Below are 16,740 nucleotides of genomic sequence, written 5' to 3'. Positions count from 1 at the left end.
ACACAACACATCATAACTAAAAATAATAAATTGAATGATATCAAAGGGAGTTAATATGAGCGGTACCGCATTAGTCACCAATGATGCCACTGGCTTAGGCCTGCTAGCGGTGATCTTAGGGTTTGTTTTTTACACCAATAGCAGCAGCCATCCATTTTGGGTTAAGTTTTATCGTTTTATTCCGGCGCTATTGCTCTGTTACTTCCTACCATCCTTACTTAACTCCTTTAACATTCTTGATGGTGATACCTCAAAACTCTATTTTGTGGCGTCACGCTACTTATTACCTGCCTGCTTAGTGCTGCTAATTTTAAGTGTCGACCTTAAGGCGATCATGAGCCTTGGGCCGAAAGCGATTGTCATGTTTTTAACCGGTACCGTGGGGATCGTCATTGGTGGCCCTATTGCGTTACTCATTATCTCGGCTATTAATCCCGATGTTTTAGGTGTTACTGGCCCTGAAGCGATTTGGCGTGGTATGACAACCCTAGCCGGTAGTTGGATTGGCGGCGGCGCTAACCAAGCGGCGATGAAAGAGATTTATGAAGTAGGTGGTGACATCTTCTCAATAATGGTCACCGTGGATGTGATTGTGGCTAATATCTGGATGGCAGTATTGCTGTTTATGGCCTCAAAAGCGAAACAGATTGATGCGAAAACCGGGGCTGATACTTCCGCGATTGAACGCTTAAAAGAGAAGGTTGAAAAGTATCACGCAGAAAACGCACGTATTCCGAGTTTGCGTGATTTAATGATGATCGTCGCGGTTGGTTTTGGCATCACGGGTCTTGCACACATGATTGCCGATTTCTTAGGTCCGTTCTTTGAGGCCAATTATCCTTGGACCCGTGATTACAGTCTGACTTCTAAGTTTTTCTGGTTGATTGTTACCGTGACCACGATAGGCTTGGCGATGTCCTTTAGCCCTGTGCGTCATTTAGAAGCCGCTGGTGCGTCCAAAGTGGCGTCGGCGTTTCTCTATATCTTAGTTGCGACCATTGGTCTGCATATGGATGTATTTAAACTCTTTGACCCTGCTAACTTGTGGTATTTCGCTATTGGTATTATTTGGATGCTGGTTCATGCTGGCTTTATGCTACTGGTGGCTAAGCTGATTCGTGCACCGCTGTTTTATATGGCGGTTGGCAGCCAAGCAAACGTTGGTGGCGCGGCATCTGCACCAGTGGTTGCAGCGGCTTTTCACCCCGCATTAGCGCCCGTAGGTGTACTCTTAGCGGTACTGGGCTATGCTGTAGGCACTTATATGGCATGGTTATGTGGTCAGGTTTTACAAGTTGTCGCTTCTTAAAATCTGAGTAAAGAGTTGGATTAATGCCGAGGTTTTGCCTCGGCTCTTTGAGAGAGAAATTACTGATGAGTAATAAAACTATTACACTAGGCGCCATTGAGATAGCCAATGATAAGCCGTTTGTTCTTTTTGGCGGTATGAACGTGCTCGAGTCGCGTGATCTTGCCATGAAGATTGCTGAAACTTATGCTGAAGTGACGCAGAAGTTAGGTATTCCTTATGTATTTAAGGCGTCATTTGATAAGGCTAATCGCTCATCGGTCAACTCTTACCGTGGCCCTGGCATGGAAGAGGGGTTAAAGATTTTTGAAGAGATAAAGTCAACCTTCAATCTGCCACTCATTACCGACGTGCATGAAACCTATCAGTGTGCTCCGGTTGCAGAGGTTGTTGATATTATTCAGCTCCCCGCTTTCCTTGCGCGTCAAACCGACCTAGTGGTCGCGATGGCAAAAACTGGCGCTATCATCAATGTGAAGAAGCCGCAGTTTCTAGCACCGCATGAGATGCGCCATATTATTACCAAGTTTAACGAAGCCGGTAATGATGAGATCATCTTATGTGAGCGTGGTTCAAGCTTTGGTTACAATAATCTTGTTGTCGACATGCTGGGCATGGATGAGATGAAACAGTCTGGCTACCCAGTTATCTTTGATGCGACCCATGCATTGCAACGTCCAGGTGGACGCGCCGACAGTGCTGGTGGACGCCGTGCTCAAGCAACCGAATTGGCCCGCAGTGGTATGGCGTTAGGCTTGGCTGGCTTATTCATTGAAGCACATCCAGACCCTGATAATGCTAAATGCGATGGCCCATGTGCATTACCACTGCATCAGCTTGAGAACTACTTGGTACAAATGAAGGCAATCGATGATTTAGTTAAGTCATTTGATCCTATCGATACCAGTAAGTAATGACTTAACATCAATCCATAGAGCCTCGCATTCGCGGGGCTTTGTTTTATCTGGTATATGAGCATTTTTAAGGTTGGTTACAGTCTGCCTATGTATCCTGCTGCTATATTAAAAAACGCTGAGGTAGAAGATGCTCGGCAATAAAAAATAAGAGGGATGAGATGATGTCGAATGAAACTCAGGCGCCGGGGGCTGCTGGGCCGTGCACTGGATGGGATTGAACGGGTGGGCAATAAACTGCCTGATCCGGCTATGCTGTTTCTAATCTTGCTGTTTTCCGTGTGGGGGCTATCAGCATTACTCTCTGGAATGAGCTTTGATGCAATAGACCCAAGAACTGACGCGCCTATTGAGGTGACTAACTTACTGAGTGCCGAAGCGCTGACTCACTTCCTAACCACCATGGTGTCGACCTTTACCGCATTTGCGCCCCTGGGCGTGGTTTTAGTGGCAATGTTGGGTGTCGGGGTTGCAGAACACTCGGGGTACATCAATACAGCATTAAAACAGATGCTCAAGGTTACCCCCGCAAAACTGCTGACGCCTGCGGTTGTATTGGTTGGGATTATCTCTCATACCGCAACCGATGCTGGTTATGTGGTAGTTATTCCTCTTGCTGGAGTCATTTTCTTTACGGTCGGTCGTCATCCACTTGCGGGTATCGCTGCGGCATTTGCTGGCGTATCGGGTGGCTTTTGCGCTAACTTTATTCCATCAGGCATTGATCCCTTACTGCAAAGTTTTACCCAGTCCGCAGCGCAAATAGTTGATCCAACTATTCAAGTTAATCCTCTCAATAATTGGTTTTTTGCTGCCTCGTCATGTATTCCTATTACGCTGCTTATTTGGTACCTCACAGATAAAGTGCTTGAGCCGCGCTTAAATCGTACCCATAAGGTTAACCGTGAAGCGGTCGATATTCCTGTGATGGAGCAAACTACCGTCGCTGAGATGAAGGCGTTTCGCATTGCCAGTTTAGTGATGCTGGTTGCTATTCTTGGTTTCTTTTCACTGACTATCTCAGAGAGTTCTACCTTGCGCGATGCCAATGGCTCGCTGACCAGTTTTAGTGCCCCATTGATGAAATCGATAGTGCCATTGATTTTCATCTTCTTTATGTTGCCAGGTTTGGTCTACGGCTACTTAACAAAGACATTTACTAACTCATCTGATGTCGTGCAAGCCATGTCAAAATCGATGAGCGGCATGGCACACTATATTGTGATGGCGTTTTTCTGTGCCCAGTTTGTTGCTGCGTTTTCAGCCTCTAATCTAGGTGCCTTGATTGCGGTTGAAGGTGCCGGTGCGCTGAAGGCGATGAACCTCTCTGCCGAAATTACCATTGTCGGCATGATTCTGCTGGTGGGGTTTGTGAACCTATTTGTCGGTTCATCATCGGCAAAATGGGCCTTGATAGGTCCGGTATTAGTGCCGATGTTAATGCAGCTCAATATTAGTCCAGATCTATCTCAGGCAGCTTATCGAGTGGGGGATTCAAGCTCTAACATCATTACCCCGTTGATGCCCTATTTCCCATTAGTTGTGGTTTACTGTCAGCGGTATGTGAAAGGGATTGGCATCGGCACACTTATTTCGATGATGTTGCCATTTAGCTTAGCCTTGATTTCGATTTGGAGTGCGTGGTTATTGCTCTACTGGTCGCTGGGGATCCCGCTAGGGCTAGGTGCGAGCTACACATACTAGTAATTAAAATAGAGTCTCCTTTGGAGGCTCTATTTTTTTGGCTATAAGCTTGGGCAATTGAAGAATGCTCAGCTTATCAGTTTCTGCTCGAAGTCCTCTATCATTGCACGTATCATCGATGGCTAACAAGATTGGGATAAGTTGATATGTGGGTGTTTTTCACACTGCTTGCGGCCTTTATGCAGGCATGGCGTAATGCGTTTCAAAGCCAGTTAAGTGCTGATGTTAAGGTGGCGGGTGTGACTTTGGCGCGCTTTATTTGGGCTGGACCGTTTGCAGCACTCTATCTCTATGGCTTGTCTCTTTGGCAACCGATAACCACACCGATCACTTTTGAGTTGTTTACTGCACCGTTCTGGGCTTATGTTATCGGTGCGTCTGCGATGCAGATCCTCGCCACCGCATTAATGGTGCAACTGTTTAAGATGCGTGACTTTGCCATTGGAGCGGGGCTTGCTAAGAGTGAGGCGATTGTAGCCGCCATTTTTGGCGTGTTGTTTTTTGGTACCGATCTCAGTGTCTTGGGCTGGATTGGGGTGATTGTCGGTGCAACCGCCATATTTATGATGAGTACTCGCGAAGGCATTAAACACCTTTCTCTCGCGACGCTGCTAATTGGTTTAGCCTGTGGCAGTGCATTTGCATTGACCTCTCTGTGGGTGAGGGAGGCAAGTTTATGCCTAGATATACCATTTCCACATCGGGCTGCTTGGGTGCTGTTGTGGGTAATTGGTATACAAACCCTCAGTTTATTGCTGTTTCTTGCTATTAAAGATAGAGCGACGCTATTGGCGCTTTGGCAACGGCCTAGGTTGACACTACTTATCAGTCTTTCTAGCTGTATGGGGTCAATTGGCTGGTTCAGCGCAATGTCATTGCAGGCCGTGCCTTATGTGAAAACATTGGGTCAGGTTGAAGTGTTTTTTACCATTTTAATTTCTACGTTATTTTTACAAAAGAAGGTAAAAATTAAGGATGTCGCAGCCTTGGTGTTAATTGGTATTGCGGCGGTATTAGTGATGTGGAGCTAATTCTCATTTGACAATGCCACCTTGCGGTTAACGGCAAGGTGACATTGTCGCATAGCGTTTAAGCGGTTTGATACCTAGCTAAGATTTTACCTAAGCTTTCTGAGGCTTGAGATAGTTGACTCACCCCGTGTGAAGATTGGTTGGCGAGATCTTTAATCGTATTGGCTTTCTGTCTTATCTCACTCAATTCAGAGGCAATACCATTGGCCACTTCACTCTGCTCTTGTGAGGAGGCCGCAATTTGAAAGCTCATGTCGATAACGCTTTGCGATGACTCGGTGATTGAACTGACATCGGTACCAATCTCGGTGATCAGGGCTTGGCTTGATTGCGCCTGCTTCACCGTATTTTGAGTGATGCTGTCAATGTTGTTGGTCTCAAATTGCAAGTTCTCAATCATGCTCTGAATTTCGACGGTTGCAGCCTGGGTGCGGCTGGCAAGGGTTCGTACTTCATCTGCCACGACGGCAAAGCCACGCCCCATCTCTCCGGCACGCGCCGCTTCAATTGCCGCATTGAGTGCTAAGAGGTTGGTCTGCTCAGAGATACCATTAATGGTGGTGATCACCTCATTAATTTTGGTCGCGTTGGTTTTTAGGGTGCTAACAGAATCTGAGGTTTGTTCAATAAACCCTGACAGCTGCTCTATATCCTCAATGGCACGCTGAACTCGTTGATAGCTCTGACGGATAGAGGCGGAGTTTTGCTCCACTTGCTGTACTGAGTTGGTGGAGATACTTGATACTTCTGCCGCAGAGGCCGTCATCTCCTCCATTGCCGTTGCTACTGAGTCGAGTGACAGATATTGCTGCTGAATCTGCTCTTCACTCTCTCTATTCTCATTAGCGAAGGAAGAGGCGGTACCATGTAACGTATTAGCGTTGTCTTTAACGGTTACCACTAGTTCGGTCAATGTATCCATTGCCTTATCCAAGGCACAGCCGATTGTGCCAAACTCATCACGCCCAGGATGAAAGCCCAGGCGTGAAGTAAGGTCGCCCTTTCCTATGTTTTCAGTGGTTGTCCAGAGCACCCAGAGTGCGCCGCCGATGAAGGTCGCATTCCAATAAAGTAAAACGCTAAATGGCAGTAACCAGAGGTAGGTTAGCAATAGGCTAGAGAAAGCGCTGCTTTTAGCAGACTTTTCGGCATTACCGACATTTTCTGTCATGCTGAGGTTTTGTCCAGCTTGATTACGCACAACGGCTGTAATGGCATCACCGCTGCGAGATGATTTGGGTGCACTGGCTTGCTGAATGTTAAGCATGGCTAATTTGTCGCTTTGACCACTTACATCCAAGGCTCGCACAGCCCCAGAGAGTTTAGCCTCAAGAGTGCTAAGAGACTCTTGTTCTATTTGTGCAATGTTATCTTGATACCGCAACACTGCGACACTGGTGAGTGCGATAAAAAACAAGCCCCAAATGACCCAGAACTTATCATTGATGGACATTTTGATGAATAACTTGTCTATGGAGCGAAAATTGACTTCTTTCATAGTCTCTTCCAAATGGTGCGTAATATTTAAAGATTTATGCCGATAACAGCTTTAAGTTAACCTACGCTGTTTTTATTAATAAATACAGTACGTATCTATAATAGCTGCATGTAGAAGCATTAGTGTCAATTGATTCACATCTGTTGTATTTATTTACCTATTTTGTTGTGGCTGCCATGCGATTTTTGCTGTTAGCAGCATAGCGCAGTGACTCACCAGTAATCCAAAGCTTACTCCAGCGATCAAGTCACCAAGAAAGTGATAGTTCATCCCCAGTTGTCCGGCAATCGCGATGAGCATAAGTCCTGTCCATAACGGCCAGAGCTTGGGGAATTGTCGCCAAAAGGTGAGTGCCAGTGCGCTGGTAAATAACGCATGGCCTGATGGAAACGAATTATAAGAAAGACCATGGGCGAAAGGATGGAATGCTTCTATACCGTCGGCGATCCACGAAGGATTGTGGCCAGTCGGTAAGGTTATCCAGCTCTCAGGCCAAGTGCGGCCAAAAATAAATTTGGCAGTAAGTCGCACGATGAACGCCAGCATCAGAGTTACTAATAGAGCAATGGCTAAGTGTAAATAGTTAGCCCTAAATTGTTTAACGATGCAGGCGATTATCACTAACGCGGCCATCAATTCGAGTAATACGGGGGTATAGCTAAACAGCTTAAACCATTCGCGATTTAGCGAGTGGGTGTGCATGAGTGATGATAGATCTCGGTCGAAGTAGGTGATACTCACCAGACATAAAGACGCGAGCAGGATATAAAGTAGGCTAAAGCCTTTAAGTGTCTTGGGAAACAAGAACTGTGGCATAGAGAGGTAATTGGCTCTGAGTTATCTGTTGGCTTCATACTTTACGCCAGTTACCTCGATTATCAAAATGCCGTCTTCGGACGGCATTTTTAAGTCGTTAGGAACTTAGTGGCGCAGGCTATCAATTAAATAGTTTAGGCTAGGGTTTTGTTCAAAATTCTGGACTGGGGTGACATTGAATTTTGGGGCGATTAGCCAATTTCGATGGACAAGTTCATCTAGAAGGCTCAAATACTGCACGCTGGTCTTGCCAACCAAAAGGTTGCTGAGATCGCGCGTTTTCGACAAATGAAGCATCTCCAGGAAGCCACTTAAGTAGAGATGATCTTTAGTAAAACCACCGCCGCGATAGACACGCGCAGTGGTCACAAATGCACTGTCCTTATCCATACCTACTTCATCAACCAGATAATTAAAGGTGAGATAGAAGTCTTGTTCTCTTAACATGGAATCGACGGCCAAAACTCGACAGGCGAGAGTATTAAGTCGCGCGTGCGCCATAAACCCGGCGTGAAGTTCGGCTAAAATGGCTAAGCCTTCTTGCGTATGGGTAGCACCTGGCAGACCAAGCCTGAGCACTTTAAGCGGCTGTTGCTTAGCATTTAGGGTCGTGGCCATGTGGATGCCGAGCTCATGTTGAATAAGGCGTTGTACTTCGGCGTGACTAAACTCTGCTTGGCTATTGACGGTTAGCTGTGCAGGCAAGGAGCTGACCATAGCTCTGGCCACTATAGCGCTGCTGGTCGCCACTTTGCATTGCATGCCCCATTGTTCTGCTTGCTGCTTCATCATTTCGCAAGCTGCTTTGGCATCATAACGCTCGCCGTCGGCTTCAGGGATCTCTTTGGCATAAAGTAGGAATTTGGCGTTACTGATCGCACTGCGATCAGGGCGGCCATGGTAACGCAATGCGTTATAAACAAAGCTTTCCTGGCCAACACTGGTAAGTAGGTCAACTTGTTCACTTAACTTATTTACCACGTCGCTGTACATCTGTTTAAGCGCTGGATCGGAGATATTGTCTATCGGTAGGCGGTAGATTTTATATTTAAACTCGTTGGCGTCGATAGGCAGTTGCCGATATTTAAACGCAGGCTTAAAGCGGTTCAGTTCTCTAAAGAAACGTTTTTTTTCCGAGGCTAAATTGGTTGGGTTAACATACTTTAGGGTATCGACTTTTTGCGCCAGCCTGTAGAGACTTGCATCAATTTCCAGTACCGCGGGTTCAATGGCACTGCTTAGCATATCTGCACGGCGAATTTTGCTACGGCGGTTAAATTTACGTTGAAAATAAGCACTCGTGATACTGAATGCGTGCTTAAGACCCAGTTTAAGGTCATCAAGCACGATGGGATAAACCTCACCTGTTAGCTCATCCATAAACACTTTCTTTATCGCCAGTGGCAGCACTAAGGTGCGGTCAAAGTGAGCATTGGTATGGGTGATCAGATAGCCTTGCTTGTCTTCTGAAATTAAGGTGTCGGCATCGACATCCATATGTGGCAAGGTGATGTGAGTGAGCTCGGCTTGGAATTTCTTTACTACATCGCCCCAGCGCTCAATGTCAATGCCAGCGGTTCTAATATTGAATGTTGGTGTACGTACCTCTTCGCGTTTGTAGTTGTACGCATGTAGGTCAAACACCATGACCATGCCAAACATTGATTCCAATTTGGCAATGAGTGCTTGGTAGAGTATATAAAAGTCATTGTGTTTGGCTTGGCTAATAGCGCGTTGCTTATCGCTCAGTGGTTTACGCCATACTTGTTTTTGCCATGCTGACTTGTAATAAGTACTCAGGCTTTTAGGTTTATTGAGGTCGTACTCAAATCGAGAATCTGTGCAGGCTAATGTGATCGGTTGCGAGGCAAGTAGCTCGTCCGTATAGGGGTTCTCTTCTAAATAGCGCTCTTCAGCGTTTAATTGACACAGTTTTACCAGATCATTTCTAACTTGATGGCCGGCATGAATTGCGGTACTGACTACGGGAAGGTATTCCTCTATCTTAATGATGCATCCTGAGGACTCTAATTGACCTGCAAACACTTCTCCGCGTTTGATTAACGCTAACATCTGTTCGAGCGTATAAGATTGAATATTCATATGCACTGTGCTGGTTTCTTATTATTAACGATAAACGTTATTACGTTGATGGGGATTACGCAAGCCAGATGTGGCCATTGCACGGAATGCAATAAATCATAGGACTAATTGGGATTAATCCTCTGTATCGAGCACAGTAGGGCGTGCAAGGTGAACCTAAATAAATTAATTAGGTTTTTGCCTGCGCCTAATGAGGTAAGCGCAGACAAAAAGTTACGTTATTTAAGCAACTTCTTCGTTGTAGCTTTCGCTGTAGGTGACGCTCTCAACGCGCTTATTGCTGGTGCTATTGAGGGTGTGGAATTTTTTAGGCTCACGAGTGAGTTTAGTGTACTTCACCCACACGTGTTCTAATTTGGTGTTAGCCTTGTTAGGGTGTTTTAAAACCTTAATGAAATGCTTCTCTTCTGCCGTTTCTGGCTCTAACTGGCCAGCTTCAAACGCTAGCATGGTATCACCATAAAGGCTTAAAATTTCAGCTTCAGACAGCGTAAACTCTCCTGATTTGCTAAAGCCTCTAGGGAAGTTTTTATCATCAAAAAAACGCTTTTGACCAAAACGGAATGACTCTTCAGACATAACAGCCTCGACAATGTAAAGGAAACGCTTTTACTACGGGTTTATTTAATCGCGAAATTATGACGTTTGGATGAAAAAGAGAAGCAAAATTTTTTTATCGTCACTATAACGATAAATTGTTATTCTCTGCGTGAATTTTACAGAGGCTGATTTATGGATGTAAAAGTTTTTAAAACCTTTTTAGAGGTGGCACAAACTCGTCATTTTGGGCGTGCAGCGGAGAACCTTTACATTACTCAGGCGGCGGTTAGTGCGCGGATTAAACAGCTTGAAGCCTTTTTTGACTCGCCACTGTTTATTCGAGACCGCAATAGCATCAAGCTGACCTCCTCTGGTGAGCGTCTGGTGGCTTACGCTGAAGTGATGGTTAATACCTTGGAGCAGGCTAAAAACGAGCTGGCATTGGCTAACCATAAAGCGTTGCAATTGATGATGGCTGGCACACCAAATATCTGGGATGCCTACCTTCAACATTGTTTGAGCAAAGTCACTGAGGAGTTTCAAGGGTATGGGTTTCAAGCAGAAGCATTAAGCCGCGAGCAGCTCCATCGAAATTTGATTGAGCGAACCTTGGATATGGCCTTCAGTTTTGATCCTCTAAAGTCTGATGAACTGGTATCTAAGCAGGTCGCAGATTTGGTGCTGGTATTGGTTGCCACAGAAGCCTGCAATGAGGGAGATGCTCTGTCAAAGCAATATGTTTATGTGGACTGGGGAACAAAGTTTGCCTCAGAACATGCAGAACGACACCATAGTCACAGTGCACCCTACTTGAGAACCTCTACTGGTCGAATAGCATTGGATTTCATACTCGATAAATCGGGTGCTGCTTATTTACCTTACTCAATCGTGGCGCCATTTATTGCCGCGAAGCAGTTATTTCTAGTAGACAATGTTGAGGCGTGGAGTCGCCCCATCTATCTTAACTACCGAAAAGACAGCACAGCATTGGATGCCATCACAAAAATAGAGGCGTTGGTGGCAAAAATTGATCCGTCGACTGCCTATACCCTGCAGCAGGCTGGCCAGCAAAACTAATGTTCAGGGGCGGCGGTGTTTGTTTTTCGCTTCATGGCGATAGCAATACAAATGCCTGCACCGCCCCAAGTGATTAGTAGAGTGAGTAACATCATAATCATGGCGCTGTAACTCATGGGTCGTCCTTATTTATATTCATCTGTGGGAAAACTATCTTTTTTACCGACAGCGTTAATGAGAATGGCGAAGAACAGCATGGTGCCGATTAGCCCCCAGCCTAAGAAAAGTTGATCGGCAATTGGATAGTCGCCATAGCCTTCAACTAGGGTGGTATAGAGATTTTTCAACAAAATAGCACACAAGATAGTAGGGCTGATAAAGCGTAAGCAGATTTCCCACCAAGCCCCAATCTTAAACTCTGAACGCTGATTAGCGTGCTGGCGCAATATGGCAATCTTTAGTAGCCAAGCAATCACTAATAATTCAATCAAGCAGCTCAGAAGCAGCGCGATGTTATTGATAAAGTAATCGACTAGATCTAACAGCAATAGACCACCATTGGTCGCAAATGCCATCGATACTAAGTAACCCGTCCCGCAAACTATTGCGCCTGCCATCTTCCTAGATATGTTTAATTTGTCGATAACGGCGCTGGTTACCGCTTCAATAATGGAAATATGCGAACTAAGCCCTGCTATCACTAGTGCGGTAAAAAACAACGGGCCAAGAATATAGGGAGCGGGCATCAAGTTGATGGCCGTTGGAATGGTGACAAACGCTAAGCCAATGCCAGATGAAACTACCTCAGTTAGCGGTTTCATCTGTTGCTCGGCCATATAACCCAGTACACCAAATACCAAGATGCCAGCTAATATGGAGAAACCACAGTTAATCAACACTGTCATAAAGGCATTGTTATTGATGTCTGCTTTGCTGGGCAGATAACTTGAATAGGCCAACATGATGGCAAATCCCACACTGAGGGTAAAAAATATTTGGCCATATGCGGCAGACCAGACGCTGGTATCGAGTAAGCGACTGAAGTCTGGTTCAAACAAGTAATTAAGCCCAGAGAGGGCGCCAGGTAGCATGAGTACACGAACAATTAGTACCAAAACCATAATAAACAGTAATGGCATCATTATCTTGCTGGCGCGTTCTATACCGCTTTTGACACCTGACAGAATGGCGATGCTGGTCATTGTCCATGCTAATGTCATGGATATAGCGATACCCGCTTGAAAATCGCCTAGGCTCGAAGGCGAGTTGTTGCCGAGCTTTAAGTAATCTTGAAAGAAAAATTGGTTGGGATTGTCGCCCCAGCTTTGGCTAAACGAAAATCCTAAATAGGAGATGGTCCAACCGATAATTGCCACGTAGTAAACGGCTATTACCGCCGCGATAAAAACTTGGAACCAGCCAAGCCACTCAAGTTTGATACCGATACTGTTGCCCAGTTTGGCGAATATTTGTGGAGACGTTTGGCGGAATTTATGCCCTAAGCTGAACTCCATGATCATAAAGGGGATGCCCGCAGTCAGCATGGCAAATAGGTAGGGAATAAAAAATGCACCGCCGCCGTTATCGTAGGCCATATAGGGGAAGCGCCAAATGTTACCCAAGCCGATGGCTGAACCTACAGCTGCAAGGATAAAACCGACTCGTGAATTCCATTGCTCTCTTTTCATCCTCATCCTCTGCGCTGACGAATGCTTTGGGCATAGAGGTATTTTAGTCGCTAATAGCGGTAGAGGTCGGAAATATTTGGAAAAAACCTTACTTAAGCGTCGAGATATTTTTGCTCTAACTGTTTCAGTTGCTCATAAAGGGCTTGGTTAGTGGCAGCGGTAATACCATGACTTTCGGCTCGGGTAAGTAGATACCCAGTAATCGCATCTATCTCAGTTTTTCGCTGGTGATGAACGTCTTGATGCATTGAGGAGTAGTTAGTTTGGGTCAGTGCTATGACGTTAAATACCCGATCGGACAAGGCCGACTTATCAAGTGCTATGCCATCAGCTTGAGCTACTGTGACCACCTCTTTTAAGAGTGCATCGATGGTGGATTTGTATTGTGGTTCGGCAAGCTGCCCATTGCGACAGTGATGAATTGCACTAAGGGGGTTAATGGCGATGTTTACGGCCAGTTTCTCCCATAACATAGGCAAAATAGGATCGCACCACTGGCTATTGGGTAGCGTCCCTCGTAGCAGTGCTTGTAAATCGGGGGCGAGAACTGGTCCTTGAAAAGGCCCCAATTGGCTAATCCCAGCCCCCGTTTGAGTCACATGCCATGGCGTGTTTTTAAGTGCACCCTGTGAGGTGGTGCCTAGGGTCAACCCATGATGTTTTAACTGACTGGATAATGCGATATGTGGTCCAAGCCCATTGTGGAGCAATAAAATATGACAATCGTCAGCGAGTTTGGGTAAAAGCGCCGATACCGCATCGACCACTTGGTAGGCCTTAGTGCAGACGATAAGTAGATTGATATCGCTCAGTGGTTGCACTAATTTATCGACACATATCATTTGCGCCGTTCGAATCGAGGTCTGTCCGTCTAACGTCGTAATTGTCAGTTTTTTTTCAGTGTTTTCTGAGCGTCTGACGAGTAGCTTAGCGGCAACACCTTGGTCAGCTAATTGATGGAAAATCAACTGACCTATGGCTCCAGCGCCAAGAATTGCGATGTTATTGGCTGTTGTTTGCTCAGGACTTGAGTGCATCTTCAGTTCGCCTTGATTTGTCATTCACTTTTAATCGCGCTGGCTTTGACGTAGCGACGATAGAGCCAAAGACCAAAATAAAACAGCAGTACACCCAACATGTCAGCGACAAAGTCGGCAAAAGACGCGCTGCGATAAGGCAATCTTGATTGCACCAATTCAATAAACATTGCATAGCCGGCAAGTACCACGGCTAAAGTGTGCCATCTGGGCTCAAACGCTAGGTGTGTTAGCAGGGCTAATGAGAAGAAGCTACCTAAATGGCCAAGCTTATCCATATTGGGGATCACTTGAGGGTAATTGGGTCGAGAGAAAACGAGGTAACTAATCACAATTAACGCGAAGAGCAGAGCTAATTTAAAAAGGCTTTTTCTTGTTATCACGGAATCTGTTGAGTCGAGTTGTTTTATCAATCATAAAAAAATGTCATCTTAAAGTCATTAATAATTGCTTTGTTGTGCTGGTTAACTTTTTTTGCTCCAAGGGTGAGCGAGCAGGTAAACTAACGTCAATAAAATTGTTATTGGTAGGAGTAAAGATATGCCTTCAATGGATATTGTCTCAGAAGTGAATGAAGTTGAACTGCGTAATGCGGTCGATAATACGCGTCGTGAACTGGATAGTCGTTTCGATTTTAGGGGCGTAGAGTGCGAAATTACCTATAAAGATCATCAGGTGACTTTGGCCTCAGAGTCAGACTTCCAGTGTCAGCAGCTGGTGGATATGCTACGAAATCAACTGAGTAAACGTAATGTCGATCCTGCATCGATGGATGTGGCTGAAAAAGCTATTCATAGCGGTAAAACCTTTTCGCTTAAAGTGACTTTCAAAGAGGGTATAGAAAGCCTTGTGGCGAAAAAGTTGGTGAAACAGATTAAAGACAGCAAGCTAAAGGTTCAGGCGGCTATTCAAGGCGACTCCGTTCGTGTGACAGGAAAAAAACGTGATGACCTACAAGCTGTGATGGCGTTGGCCAGAGAGTCTGATTTAGGTCAACCATTCCAGTTTAATAACTTCAGAGATTAAGCTTAATCTGAATGAAAAAAGCCCCGCAATGCGGGGCTTTTTGTTATCTAAATTCAATACTGATAAGTATTACTCTGGTTTTGCTTGGTGCTGTTTTTCGCTCGATTCAGTTTGCGCATCGAGACGATTGTCATGGCTTGGGTGCGGCGCATATTTCTCCACCAGTATAATGAGCCCCAATACTGGGAAGCCGATCAAGCTGGCGGCAACGAAAAAATTGACATAGCCAAAGGCGTCGATATAGGCACCGGAGAATCCGGCGATGAATTTAGGAAAAAGTAACATAATGGAGGAGAGCAGGGCATATTGCGTTGCGCTGTAGCCGCTACTGGTGAGGCTGGATAGATAAGCAATAAAGGCGGCGGTTGCAATACCTGCACTGAAGTTGTCAATAGATATTACCGCAGTAAGTAGGGGCACGTTGTAGCCAATGATTGCTTGGTAGGCAAACAGTAAATTGGTGATGGCAACCATGAAAGCGCCTAGGAAAAGGATTTTCATCGTACCATAGCGTGCGAGTAAAATTCCGCCCGCTCCAGCGCCGACTAAGGTCATTATCAAACCATATACCTTACTAATGGCAGCGATTTCAGCCTTGGCAAAGCCCATGTCGACATAAAAAACATTGGCCATAATGCCCATGACAATATCGGAGATGCGATAGCAGGAGATAAGTAACAGGATCAATAACGCACTTTTGCCGTACCGTTTGAAGAAATCAATAAAGGGTAGAACGCTGGCGGTGTAGAGCCAAGATAGACCGCCTGCAACAATAGGGGGATACTTGGCCGATAGCTGCGCTTTTACCTCTGCCTCTTTGTCATCCGCTTCTTTGGTTTCTACCGTGGGTTCACTGCTCATAAGCGTGGTAATGATGCCCACAGCCATTAAGCCTGCCATCACTAAATAAGCGGTCTGCCATGAGGCGAGATCATACACTTCGCTATTGGGATCGACCCAGGCGGCAATGGTTAATGCCCCCGCTGTGGCAACAATCATGGCACTTCGGTAGCCGACTTGATAGGCCGCAGCCAGAGCCGCTTGCATCTTCTCTGGGGCTGATTCGATACGAAAAGCATCGATCACGATATCTTGAGTGGCCGAGGCAAAGGCGACCATTAGCGCAAATAGTGCGAGACGCTCTAAATCTTGCACCGGATCACTTTGACTCATGCCTAAAATGGCAATCACTAGCAGCGATTGAGCCAATAGCATCCAACCTCTGCGGCGACCGAGGAAACGAGTGAGAAACGGCAGTGATAGCCGATCGACCAATGGCGACCAGGCCCACTTAAAACCATAAGCCAGTGCTATCCAGCTAAAGTAACCAATTGCGGTTCGATCGATACCGGCTTCTCTGAGCCAAAAAGAGAGCGTGGAGAAAACCAGCATCAAGGGTAACCCTGCGGAGAACCCAAGGAGCAATAAGACTAAGACACGTTTGTGACAGTAGATGGAGAGTGCCTCTTTGAGGCGTGAAAAAGAAGCGGTCACAGAAACTCTTATATTTGCAATAAAGATGGCGTTAGCTTAAACGCTAAGCGCCGAAATAAAAAGGGGATATCAGACACAAAAAAGCTCAGTCTAAACGACTGAGCTTGGCTTTTGCTTATTCTACATAGAGCTTGGTCTATGGCCGATACATCCTGAAGGGCATTGACCGCCAATACTGAGGTATTCGCAGCAATCATCAATTTGTTTACGTAAAAATTGATTACCGCGGATCATCCAGTCGGGCCATTTATCTAAAGCATGTAAGAGGTGCCAAAACACACGCTCCATATCACTTTGCGCATCACCTTGATGATTGAACTGTTGCCACTCTTCTAAGGTGTCCCATAAATAAAGCTGGATCTCATTGAAATCGAGTTGATTATTCAAAAACGCTTTCCCATATTGAGCCAGCTGGGGCGCTTTATTATCGATGAACTCATTGGGTGTCATCGTTCGCCTCCTTGCTACTGCGCAGATAAGTATAGTCAGAGCATTTGACCAATGTTCAAAATTTACAATTCCAATCTGTGCCCTTGCGATACATGTCTTGTTAGACTAATTGG

16 protein-coding genes are annotated in these 16,740 nt (G+C 45.7%); 6 read left to right on the top strand and 10 right to left on the bottom strand.

The features are described 5' to 3' along the window. Nucleotides 1-55: 55 nt before the first annotated feature. The 4 genes from L876_RS0111565 to L876_RS0111550 all read left to right on the top strand — a co-directional run bounded on the left by L876_RS0111565 (nt 56) and on the right by L876_RS0111550 (nt 4,958). A complete protein-coding gene (locus L876_RS0111565) occupies nt 56-1,309 on the top strand; it encodes a DUF819 family protein (protein WP_028763959.1) in 1,254 nt (417 codons plus the stop codon). 65 nt (nt 1,310-1,374) lie between these two features. Next, nucleotides 1,375-2,223: a 3-deoxy-8-phosphooctulonate synthase gene (gene kdsA, locus L876_RS0111560; protein ID WP_028763958.1), complete on the top strand. Its 849-nt coding sequence runs from the start codon at nt 1,375-1,377 to the stop codon at nt 2,221-2,223. Nucleotides 2,224-2,394: 171 nt separating this feature from the next. Further along, on the top strand, nt 2,395-3,927 hold the full coding sequence (locus L876_RS0111555; protein ID WP_028763957.1) for an AbgT family transporter: 1,533 nt from the start codon (nt 2,395-2,397) through the stop codon (nt 3,925-3,927). 146 nt (nt 3,928-4,073) lie between these two features. Continuing rightward, on the top strand, nt 4,074-4,958 hold the full coding sequence (locus L876_RS0111550; RefSeq protein WP_028763956.1) for a DMT family transporter: 885 nt from the start codon (nt 4,074-4,076) through the stop codon (nt 4,956-4,958). Between the two features lie 58 nt (nt 4,959-5,016). Here L876_RS0111550 and L876_RS0111545 read toward each other — a convergent pair whose 3' ends face one another. The 4 genes from L876_RS0111545 to L876_RS0111530 all read right to left on the bottom strand — a co-directional run bounded on the left by L876_RS0111545 (nt 5,017) and on the right by L876_RS0111530 (nt 9,954). Continuing rightward, nucleotides 5,017-6,456: a methyl-accepting chemotaxis protein gene (locus L876_RS0111545; RefSeq protein ID WP_028763955.1), complete on the bottom strand. Its 1,440-nt coding sequence runs from the start codon at nt 6,454-6,456 to the stop codon at nt 5,017-5,019. 153 nt (nt 6,457-6,609) lie between these two features. After that, nucleotides 6,610-7,272: a phosphatase PAP2 family protein gene (locus L876_RS21650; RefSeq protein WP_051413096.1), complete on the bottom strand. Its 663-nt coding sequence runs from the start codon at nt 7,270-7,272 to the stop codon at nt 6,610-6,612. Between the two features lie 105 nt (nt 7,273-7,377). Next, complete coding sequence (locus L876_RS0111535) at nt 7,378-9,375, bottom strand: flavohemoglobin expression-modulating QEGLA motif protein (RefSeq protein ID WP_037428552.1); 1,998 nt, start codon at nt 9,373-9,375, stop codon at nt 7,378-7,380. 222 nt (nt 9,376-9,597) lie between these two features. Next, the gene (locus L876_RS0111530; RefSeq protein ID WP_028763953.1) at nt 9,598-9,954 is read right to left on the bottom strand and encodes a MaoP family protein; all 357 of its coding nucleotides are present in this window, start codon (nt 9,952-9,954) and stop codon (nt 9,598-9,600) included. Nucleotides 9,955-10,107: 153 nt separating this feature from the next. On the opposite strand from L876_RS0111530, the gene L876_RS0111525 reads away from it, so the two are divergent. Beyond that, on the top strand, nt 10,108-10,992 hold the full coding sequence (locus L876_RS0111525) for a LysR family transcriptional regulator (protein WP_028763952.1): 885 nt from the start codon (nt 10,108-10,110) through the stop codon (nt 10,990-10,992). Here L876_RS0111525 and L876_RS22760 read toward each other — a convergent pair. The 4 genes from L876_RS22760 to L876_RS0111505 all read right to left on the bottom strand — a co-directional run bounded on the left by L876_RS22760 (nt 10,989) and on the right by L876_RS0111505 (nt 14,040). Continuing rightward, complete coding sequence (locus tag L876_RS22760) at nt 10,989-11,108, bottom strand: MetS family NSS transporter small subunit (protein ID WP_139151878.1); 120 nt, start codon at nt 11,106-11,108, stop codon at nt 10,989-10,991. The two genes, L876_RS0111525 and L876_RS22760, sit on opposite strands and share 4 nt — an antisense overlap. Nucleotides 11,109-11,117: 9 nt before the next feature. Then, nucleotides 11,118-12,620, bottom strand: a complete 1,503-nt coding sequence (locus tag L876_RS21645; protein WP_037428550.1) for a sodium-dependent transporter — start codon at nt 12,618-12,620, stop codon at nt 11,118-11,120. Between the two features lie 92 nt (nt 12,621-12,712). After that, a complete protein-coding gene (locus L876_RS0111510) occupies nt 12,713-13,657 on the bottom strand; it encodes a ketopantoate reductase family protein (protein ID WP_051413095.1) in 945 nt (314 codons plus the stop codon). 20 nt (nt 13,658-13,677) lie between these two features. Further along, complete coding sequence (locus tag L876_RS0111505) at nt 13,678-14,040, bottom strand: VanZ family protein (RefSeq protein WP_028763950.1); 363 nt, start codon at nt 14,038-14,040, stop codon at nt 13,678-13,680. Nucleotides 14,041-14,197: 157 nt separating this feature from the next. Between L876_RS0111505 and L876_RS0111500 the strand changes: the two genes are divergently transcribed. Continuing rightward, nucleotides 14,198-14,683 (top strand): YajQ family cyclic di-GMP-binding protein, encoded by a 486-nt coding sequence (locus L876_RS0111500; protein ID WP_028763949.1) that lies wholly within the window; start codon nt 14,198-14,200, stop codon nt 14,681-14,683. A 69-nt stretch (nt 14,684-14,752) separates the two neighbouring features. Here the strand turns inward: L876_RS0111500 and L876_RS0111495 are convergent, their stop codons facing one another. Beyond that, nucleotides 14,753-16,177: an AmpG family muropeptide MFS transporter gene (locus tag L876_RS0111495; RefSeq protein WP_028763948.1), complete on the bottom strand. Its 1,425-nt coding sequence runs from the start codon at nt 16,175-16,177 to the stop codon at nt 14,753-14,755. 120 nt (nt 16,178-16,297) lie between these two features. Beyond that, nucleotides 16,298-16,627 (bottom strand): hypothetical protein, encoded by a 330-nt coding sequence (locus L876_RS0111490; RefSeq protein ID WP_028763947.1) that lies wholly within the window; start codon nt 16,625-16,627, stop codon nt 16,298-16,300. Nucleotides 16,628-16,740: the final 113 nt, after the last annotated feature.

The organism is Shewanella colwelliana ATCC 39565 (assembly GCF_000518705.1).
GTDB classification, from domain to species: domain Bacteria; phylum Pseudomonadota; class Gammaproteobacteria; order Enterobacterales; family Shewanellaceae; genus Shewanella; species Shewanella colwelliana.
This window is presented reverse-complemented; position numbering and strand designations above follow the sequence as displayed.

Excerpts from the sequence above, each read along its gene's own strand:
- L876_RS0111555 (WP_028763957.1), top strand. The coding sequence starts at position 2,395 with ATGAAACTCAGGCGCCGGGGGCTGCTGGGCCGTGCACTGGATGGGATT.
- L876_RS0111565 (WP_028763959.1), top strand. The coding sequence starts at position 56 with ATGAGCGGTACCGCATTAGTCACCAATGATGCCACTGGCTTAGGCCTG.
- L876_RS0111545 (WP_028763955.1), bottom strand. The coding sequence starts at position 6,456 with ATGAAAGAAGTCAATTTTCGCTCCATAGACAAGTTATTCATCAAAATG.
- L876_RS21650 (WP_051413096.1), bottom strand. The coding sequence starts at position 7,272 with ATGCCACAGTTCTTGTTTCCCAAGACACTTAAAGGCTTTAGCCTACTT.
- L876_RS0111535 (WP_037428552.1), bottom strand. The coding sequence starts at position 9,375 with ATGAATATTCAATCTTATACGCTCGAACAGATGTTAGCGTTAATCAAA.
- L876_RS0111525 (WP_028763952.1), top strand. The coding sequence starts at position 10,108 with ATGGATGTAAAAGTTTTTAAAACCTTTTTAGAGGTGGCACAAACTCGT.
- kdsA (WP_028763958.1), top strand. The coding sequence starts at position 1,375 with ATGAGTAATAAAACTATTACACTAGGCGCCATTGAGATAGCCAATGAT.
- L876_RS0111500 (WP_028763949.1), top strand. The coding sequence starts at position 14,198 with ATGCCTTCAATGGATATTGTCTCAGAAGTGAATGAAGTTGAACTGCGT.
- L876_RS0111530 (WP_028763953.1), bottom strand. The coding sequence starts at position 9,954 with ATGTCTGAAGAGTCATTCCGTTTTGGTCAAAAGCGTTTTTTTGATGAT.
- L876_RS0111550 (WP_028763956.1), top strand. The coding sequence starts at position 4,074 with ATGTGGGTGTTTTTCACACTGCTTGCGGCCTTTATGCAGGCATGGCGT.
- L876_RS21645 (WP_037428550.1), bottom strand. The coding sequence starts at position 12,620 with ATGAAAAGAGAGCAATGGAATTCACGAGTCGGTTTTATCCTTGCAGCT.
- L876_RS22760 (WP_139151878.1), bottom strand. The coding sequence starts at position 11,108 with ATGAGTTACAGCGCCATGATTATGATGTTACTCACTCTACTAATCACT.
- L876_RS0111490 (WP_028763947.1), bottom strand. The coding sequence starts at position 16,627 with ATGACACCCAATGAGTTCATCGATAATAAAGCGCCCCAGCTGGCTCAA.
- L876_RS0111510 (WP_051413095.1), bottom strand. The coding sequence starts at position 13,657 with ATGCACTCAAGTCCTGAGCAAACAACAGCCAATAACATCGCAATTCTT.